We start from the raw sequence: 7,187 nt of genomic DNA, 5'->3' as shown, positions 1-7,187 counted from the left end.
CGCATACTGTAAAGGATCCGGCGAGGGTGCAACCTACAAGAGCTGGTACGGTGACGGCCAGTATGACAACCAGCGTGTCGGATACATCATCCGCCGGCGTGCGAGCAGCAACGAGTATATCGTGCAGGCGGGAGTATTTGCAGTTAAGACCAACGCCGAGAAACTGTTCAGAAAGCTGAAGAAGAAGGGATTCGATGTTCTTATCAAGAAGTGCAACGGGCAGTGGCAGGTTCAGTGCGGCGTGTTTAGCGTACGTAAAAACGCGGAGAATCTGGTAAAGCGCCTGAAAGCAGCGGGATTCTCCGCGATTATCAAATAAGTATGGACATATCTGATTTCTTTGGTATAATTATCGTATAAAATTACATTTCTGTTTCCTATAGGTTACTGCAATACGGGCGGGCCGACAGCGGTATGGATGGCTGGGAAAAAGACGCCGCCAGAGGGAGCTTTTACCGGATGGGTAGAGGGGACGGCAGAAGAAGTAGTCTGTCTTGGCTTCATGTTGGATATTGGTGATATCAAAGAGTCAGTAGACAGCCAGTACCGAAAAAATCTGATTTATTCCATGTACGCACAAAATCAATATGGTAAAAGTTCGAAAATGGATGAGGAATTGAAGCTGGCAGGAGAAATTTATTCGAATGAATTATTGCGTTTAAAGAAATGTCTGGAAGAGGACGAGACAATCCGGGTATGGTACAGTGATGCACCATATTCCAGATGTGGGTTTTACAGTCTGTGCCGGATGCTGCAGAGCTATAAAAATGAGGTTCATGTTGTAAAACTCCCGGAATATGCAGTAAGAAAAACCAATATTGTTTCTTACAGAAACTGGGGAGAAGTCTCAGCGGAGGAATTTGCAGGATTCTTATCCCATGAAAGGATACTGACCAAAGAAGAAGTGAGGATGTATGCGCTGTTATGGATAGAATTGACAGAGGAGAACAGTCCTCTCAGAGCAGTGATCAATGGGAGAGTTACCAGTGTTCCGGAAGATTTTTATGATTTTTTGATCTGGAAAGGACTTACATGTAAGCCGGTGAAAGAGGCAAGATTGATAGGCGATATTCTCGGCTATTTTCAGATAGGTATGGGTGATTGGTGGTTTGCAAGGCGAATCGAATATTTTATTCAGCAGGGAAAAATCAAAGTTATGGAGGATTTCGAAAATAAATACGCGAGAGTAATCTGTTTGGCAGGTACTCTATAAGAACTGCATAAAGCATCGGCGGCGGAATCAGTATTATGGGATCTGTCGTTTGAAAATGCAGCAGAGAGGACACATTTTTGTGCTGCCTCAATATCAGGGCATGGGAGTTGGAAGGAGAATCATTCAAACGTGTGAATCATATCTCATTAGAGGCAACGAATACGGGAAGGCCTTTGTATGAACGTTATGGTTTTGCAGGCATGAAGGATGAAATAGAACTGCCGGAAGGCTGTTTGCAGAAGGAGTATACATGGACTTGTATTGGAAAAGTGGAAGACAGTATTGCACTTTATCCAGAAAAAATGGATAATGGAAGCATTGTGAAGCAGATAAACTTTAAGTTCGGTGTTTATTATGAAGGGCAGGAAACTGTGGATATCCGACTGCTTAACGAAAAAACAGTTGAATCCATTTGTCTGCTGGTTAAAAAGGCTTCCTGGAGGATACAAAAATGATCGATCATATCAGGATTCGCGGTGCGCGGGTACATAATTTAAAAAATGTGGATGTTGATGTGCCGCTGAATAAAATAGTGGGGATTGCAGGAGTTTCTGGTTCCGGCAAATCATCGCTTGCGCTGGGCGTTTTGTATGCGGAGGGCTCCCGGCGTTATCTGGAGGCATTGTCTACGTACACCAGACGGCGGATGACACAGGCAGCAAAGGCGCAGGTGGATGAGGCGCTGTACGTGCCGGCGGCACTGGCGCTGCATCAGCGGCCCGGCGTGCCGGGGATCCGCAGTACCTTTGGTACAGGAACGGAGCTGCTTAACAGCCTGCGTCTGATGTATTCACGCCTGGCAAGCCACGCTTGCCCCAATGGACACTATATGGCGCCGACATTAGCCGTAGCAGCCGGCAAGGAGCTTGTCTGTCCGCAATGCGGCACAGCCTTTTTTGCGCCGTCAGCCGAAGAGCTTTCTTTTAACAGTCAGGGAGCCTGCCATACCTGCGCAGGCACGGGGATCGTGCGTGTGGTGGATCGTGCGGCGCTGGTTCCGGATGAATCACTTACTATTGATGAGGGCGCCGTTGCGCCGTGGAAATCGCTGATGTGGTCGCTGATGACAGATGTATGCCGGGAAATGGGAGTGCGTACAGACATTCCCTTTCGGGAGCTGACAGACCGGGAAAAAGCGATTGTTTTTGATGGGCCGGCGGAGAAAAAGCATATTCTGTATCGGGCAAAAAATACCGATCAGTTCTCAGAGCTTGATTTTACCTATTTTAGCGCGGTCCGTACCGTTGAAAATGCGCTTTCCAAGGTCAGGGATGAGAAGGGAATGAAGCGGGTAGAAAAATTTCTCAGGCAGGATGTGTGCCCGGACTGCGGCGGTACACGATTAAACGCTGCGGCCCGGGCGCCAAGGCTTGGAGGTATATCGCTGGATGAAGCCTGTCAGATGACTCTGACTGATCTGACACGCTGGGTGGCAGATGTGCCGAAAACGCTGCCGGAAGAAATGCAGCCAATGGCGGAAAGCATCTGCGAATCGTTCCAGATGGCTGCGAAAAGGCTGATTGATCTGGGACTTGGATATCTGACGCTGGACCGTACAGCCTCGACTCTTTCCACAGGGGAGCGGCAGCGGATGCAGCTGGCCCGCGCGGTCCGCAACCGGACGACAGGAGTTCTTTATGTGCTGGATGAGCCTTCGATCGGACTGCATCCGTTAAATATTGCAGGGCTGACAGGCGTGATGCAGGATCTGATCGCGGATGGAAATTCCGTAATTTTGGTTGACCATGACCCGCAGATCCTGTCAGAGGCAGACTGGATCATTGAAATGGGTCCGGGAGCTGGCTCGGATGGCGGCTGCGTGATCGCACAGGGGTCTGTCCAGGCGATTACCCGGATGCCTCAGTCAAAGATCGGGCCATATCTGTCTGGACAGCCGGGAAGCGGTCTGCGTAAGAGAGTTGCTTCGGAAGCGTTATTTTCAGAAGGCAGACTGCATCTTGCAACGGGACAGCTCCATACAGTAAAACCGCTGGAGCTGGATATTCCGAAAGGGCGGCTGACGGTAGTGACAGGAGTATCCGGATCAGGGAAAACAACGCTTGTTTTGGAGAGTCTGATACCGGGGCTGGAGGCTGCTATTTCAGGAAAGCCTTTGCCGGAGCATGTATTTGCTGTGGAAACGGGAGGCATCACTCAGGTCAAGCTGATCGATGCGACACCTATCGGGCTGAATGTCCGTTCCACAGTGGCGACGTACGCAAATATCCATGATGAACTGCGCAAGATCTTCTCCCGCACAGAAGAAGCCAGGGCACAGGGATACAGGGCCGGAGACTTTTCTTATAATACAGGCAGACTGCGCTGCCCGGTCTGTGACGGCACGGGAGTGATCAGTCTGGATGTGCAGTTTCTGCCAGATGTGGAGATCACCTGTCCCGGGTGCAGAGGCTCCCGGTATGCGGGAGAGGCATCAAAAGTTCCGTATAGAAATAAGGAGGGAAAAGTATATACGCTCCCTCAGCTTATGGAGATGGATGTGCACACAGCACTGGAGAGTTGCAGGGATATACGGCTGGTAGCTCAGCGTTTGCGAGTGCTGGAGGATCTCGGCCTTGGCTATCTGACTTTGGGAGAGGAGACGCCAAGTCTGTCCGGCGGCGAGGCACAGCGGCTAAAGCTGGCCAGTGAGCTGGGGCGGGCTCAGGAAGACTCAGTATTTATATTTGACGAACCAACCATAGGGCTGCATCCGCTGGATGTAGAGACACTTCTGGGAGTGTTCCAGACACTGATGGATCACGGCGCCACGGTCATCGTCATAGAGCATGATCTGGATGTGATACGAAGTGCAGATTATATTGTTGATATGGGACCGGGCGGTGGAAACGAAGGCGGGAGGATCGTAGCGGTCGGAACCCCGGAGAGGATAAAGCAGACGCCGGAAAGTGTCACGGGAAGATTTCTGTAAAGGGAGAGAGTACCTGAAAGAGGAAGGAGCTGTTTTGGATGAACGAATGGAATTGTGACTTTCATGACATTGCGGTTTTGTGCGAAGATAAATGTGTGAGAATTAAAAAGAATAAGGCACTGGTAGAGTTTCTGAGGGATCCGGATACCACAGGCTCTCTTATGGTGGCAGAATACGCGCGGAAGCTCTATGAGGAGCAGCTCGGAAAGCCGCTTGGGATAACGAAGGAATCTCTGGCGATTGAGATCCTGGGGCATGTATTTGTTGACCAGTTTGCAGAGGCAGTGCAGAAGCTTAAAATAAAAGTCGGGGATTCTTTTTTAAATATGATCCGAATGCATATGGAAGTGATCGACTGCGGAGAAGCAGATATTGACAATAACCGTAAAATATGGGACGGACTCTCAAAGGGGTGGATGAAGGATCTTGTCTTTGCACTGAGCGGGAAAAACGCATAAGAGTACCCGGGAAAATGACACACAGGATAGATGCCTCGTCCCGGGAGGCGAGAACCGCCTGAAAGCTCTTTTGGTATCGGGAACAAAAGCCGCAGAAACACGGCTCCTGCTCCCGGAAGGATCGTTTTATTGCAGACTATTCCAGACACTGCTTTGCGATATTGATAAAATCAAGTGCAAAGGTAGACAGATAGGAGTTTTTGCGATGGGCGATGATCAGATTATTGCGCATTGGCGGTTCCCCTACAGAGAAGGCGAGCATCGGCCAGAATTTTGCAGCGTGCCGGACATAGCTTTCCGGGGCGAAGCTTGCGCCCAGACCTTCGGCGGCGAGCTGGATGCAGGTCTGGCTGCTTCGGGTCAAAAACGGGACCGGCGGCTGGATATGGTACTGCTCAAATAGCTGCTGTGCAGCCCGTCCGGTATTCTGATCAGGAAAATGCAGGATAAATGGATGATCCTTTAGCAGGCTTAAATCCATCCATGGATAATGGCAGTCATCGCGGATGACTGCTTTTTTTGCGAGCGGATGTTCCGGGCAAAGTACCAGCAGGATTTCCTCTGTCTTTAGTTTTTCATAGGCCAGATTGGGATGTGGCTGCCATGCGCTGAAAATTGCAAAGTCGAGCCTTCCGTCCGCGAGCAGCTCATCTTGTATACCGTGTCCGTATTCGTAAAAATTAATATGGACGCCCGGATGCTTTTGGTGGAAGCTGGGAAGAAACTGCGGGATCAGGCAGACGCTGCGCATGGGAGGAAAGGCTATGTTTAGCTCTCCCTCGTAAGAAGAACGCATATCAGACAGCTCTTTTTCCCAGTCCTGATTTAAAGTGATCACCTTGCGGGCATACTCAAGATAGCGATTGCCGAGAAAGGTGAGGTCATAGCGGTGCCCATTTTTGCGGAATACCTTTCCGCCCATTTCTTTTTCCAGTTTTTGAAGAAATTTTGTCAGGGTCGGCTGAGAGACATATAATTCCTGTGCAGCCTTCGTCAGGTTTTTATGTTTGGCAATGGCCATAAAATACTGCAGCTCTAAAAAATCCATGAGACCTCCCAACTATTCCTTAAAGGAATGATTTTGATAAAAAATATGAATTAGACATATTGTTTTTCTTATATTACTATAAAGAAAATAAAAAAACAAGGAAACAGGTTCTGATTTGAACCAGATGCTGCATGATACCTGAAAAGATATGAAAGGCTATAAAACAGGGGAGAAGAGGGAGGCGGGAAATGTGAAGCAGTGGCTGGAAAGACGGTTTCAGCTTTCGGCGTATCAGACAACGGTAAGACAGGAAATGCTGGCAGGGATCACGACCTTTGTGACCATGGCGTATGTGCTGGCAACCGTTCCCAATATGCTCGGTCAGGCAGGGCTTAACAGGCATGTGATGCTGACTGCGATGGTGCTTCTGATTGTTTTGACAAGCTGTGCGATGGCATTCTATACGAATCGTCCGTTTGCTTTAGCGCCGGGACTTGGCAGTGTCGGAGTCGTGGCGTCTATGATCTCTAATGAAGGGATCAGCCCGGAGATCGCGGCAGGTGTGATTTTCTGGAGCGGGATACTTTTTATCCTGATCTCTTTTCTGGGACTTCGCGAGGCTGTGGTGCGGGTGATACCGGTAAGCCTGAAACATGCGGTCAGCGCAGGCATTGGTCTGTTTATCGCTTTACTTGGCGCCAAAAGCTGCGGGCTGATCGTTGCGGCGCCGGAGAAAAATAACCTCACATTTGGTGATCTGACTTCGCCCAAGGTGCTGGTGTGCCTGGTCGGATTTGTGATCGTGCTGGTTATGAAGGTAAAAAATGTTTCGGGCGGTATGATCATCACCATTCTTTTGACAACGGTCGCAGGCGTTTTGGCTGGAGTGACTGAGCTGCCGGAACGTTTTGTCTCCATGCCGGCCGGTCTGGGAGAACAGTTTATGCGGATTGATTTTCTCGGAGCGCTTGATTTTGCCTATATTCCATTTCTTATCGCACTGTTTGTTCCGGATTTCTTTTCTACCTTTGGGACGGTACTCGGTGTGGGAGCAAAGGCAGGATACCTGGATAAGGACGGGAATCTTCCGGGGATTGATAAATGCTTTCAGGTGGATGCGGTAGCGACCAGTTTTGGCGCTCTGTTCGGAATGCCGAGCATGACGACGTATCTGGAATCTTCCGCAGGTGTGGAGGCAGGAGGAAAGACCGGGCTGAGTGTGATCTTTACGAGTATTTGTTTTGTATTTGCACTTTTCCTTGCCCCGATCGCTCTGATCATTCCATCTGCGGCGACAGCGCCGGTGCTTATATTTATCGGCGTTCATATGCTGAGCGGAATGAAACAGATAGACTACAGTGATATTACAGAGTATTTCCCGGCGTTTCTGTGCGTGACATTTACCATTTTTGCAAACAATATTGCAAATGGCATCTGTGTGGCTCTGCCGGCATACGTGCTGTTGAAATATGCTTCAGGCAGGCGCAGGGAGCTTTCGCCGGTCATGTATATTCTCGTGGCTGTATGTGTGCTGTATTTTTGGACGCTGGTATAAAGAATGTGCAGCCGCTGCATTTATTTAAGTAAAGAAAAGACGCA

At 49.4% G+C, this 7,187-nt stretch carries 6 protein-coding genes and 2 pseudogenes; 7 read left to right on the top strand and 1 reads right to left on the bottom strand.

Annotated features, from left to right (window positions below; translation table 11 throughout):
• The 6 genes and pseudogenes from QOX44_RS10945 to QOX44_RS10925 all read left to right on the top strand — a co-directional run.
• The coding region (locus QOX44_RS10945; protein WP_283683176.1) for an SPOR domain-containing protein at nucleotides 1–319 on the top strand (319 nt) is incomplete at its 5' end.
• Nucleotides 320–418: 99 nt separating this feature from the next.
• A complete protein-coding gene (locus QOX44_RS10940) occupies nucleotides 419–1,213 on the top strand; it encodes a DUF3658 domain-containing protein (RefSeq protein ID WP_283683175.1) in 795 nt (264 codons plus the stop codon).
• 55 nt (nucleotides 1,214–1,268) lie between these two features.
• A pseudogene (locus tag QOX44_RS18320) lies at nucleotides 1,269–1,316 on the top strand (hypothetical protein); the annotation flags it as partial.
• Nucleotides 1,317–1,344: 28 nt separating this feature from the next.
• Nucleotides 1,345–1,440: pseudogene (locus QOX44_RS18230) on the top strand (GNAT family N-acetyltransferase); the annotation flags it as partial.
• Nucleotides 1,441–1,664: 224 nt separating this feature from the next.
• Entirely contained in the window at nucleotides 1,665–4,142 is a 2,478-nt protein-coding gene (locus QOX44_RS10930; RefSeq protein WP_283683174.1) for an excinuclease ABC subunit UvrA, read from the top strand.
• Nucleotides 4,143–4,180: 38 nt separating this feature from the next.
• Nucleotides 4,181–4,600: a hypothetical protein gene (locus QOX44_RS10925; protein ID WP_283683173.1), complete on the top strand. Its 420-nt coding sequence runs from the start codon at nucleotides 4,181–4,183 to the stop codon at nucleotides 4,598–4,600.
• 136 nt (nucleotides 4,601–4,736) lie between these two features.
• Here QOX44_RS10925 and QOX44_RS10920 read toward each other — a convergent pair whose 3' ends face one another.
• A complete protein-coding gene (locus tag QOX44_RS10920; protein ID WP_283683171.1) occupies nucleotides 4,737–5,648 on the bottom strand; it encodes a LysR family transcriptional regulator in 912 nt (303 codons plus the stop codon).
• A 148-nt stretch (nucleotides 5,649–5,796) separates the two neighbouring features.
• On the opposite strand from QOX44_RS10920, the gene QOX44_RS10915 reads away from it, so the two are divergent.
• Nucleotides 5,797–7,143, top strand: a complete 1,347-nt coding sequence (locus QOX44_RS10915) for an NCS2 family permease (protein WP_283683170.1) — start codon at nucleotides 5,797–5,799, stop codon at nucleotides 7,141–7,143.
• Nucleotides 7,144–7,187 lie beyond the last annotated feature (44 nt).

The organism is Parablautia sp. Marseille-Q6255 (assembly GCF_951230155.1).
Lineage (GTDB): Bacteria > Bacillota > Clostridia > Lachnospirales > Lachnospiraceae > Choladousia.
Note: the sequence above shows the minus strand (reverse complement) of the source record. Positions and strands in the feature narration are given on the sequence as shown.

What these genes read in the sequence shown, in the direction of transcription:
- QOX44_RS10925 (WP_283683173.1), top strand. Translation starts at nt 4,181, where the DNA reads ATGAACGAATGGAATTGTGACTTTCATGACATTGCGGTTTTGTGCGAA.
- QOX44_RS10920 (WP_283683171.1), bottom strand. Translation starts at nt 5,648, where the DNA reads ATGGATTTTTTAGAGCTGCAGTATTTTATGGCCATTGCCAAACATAAA.
- QOX44_RS10915 (WP_283683170.1), top strand. Translation starts at nt 5,797, where the DNA reads ATGAAAGGCTATAAAACAGGGGAGAAGAGGGAGGCGGGAAATGTGAAG.
- QOX44_RS10930 (WP_283683174.1), top strand. Translation starts at nt 1,665, where the DNA reads ATGATCGATCATATCAGGATTCGCGGTGCGCGGGTACATAATTTAAAA.
- QOX44_RS10940 (WP_283683175.1), top strand. Translation starts at nt 419, where the DNA reads ATGGCTGGGAAAAAGACGCCGCCAGAGGGAGCTTTTACCGGATGGGTA.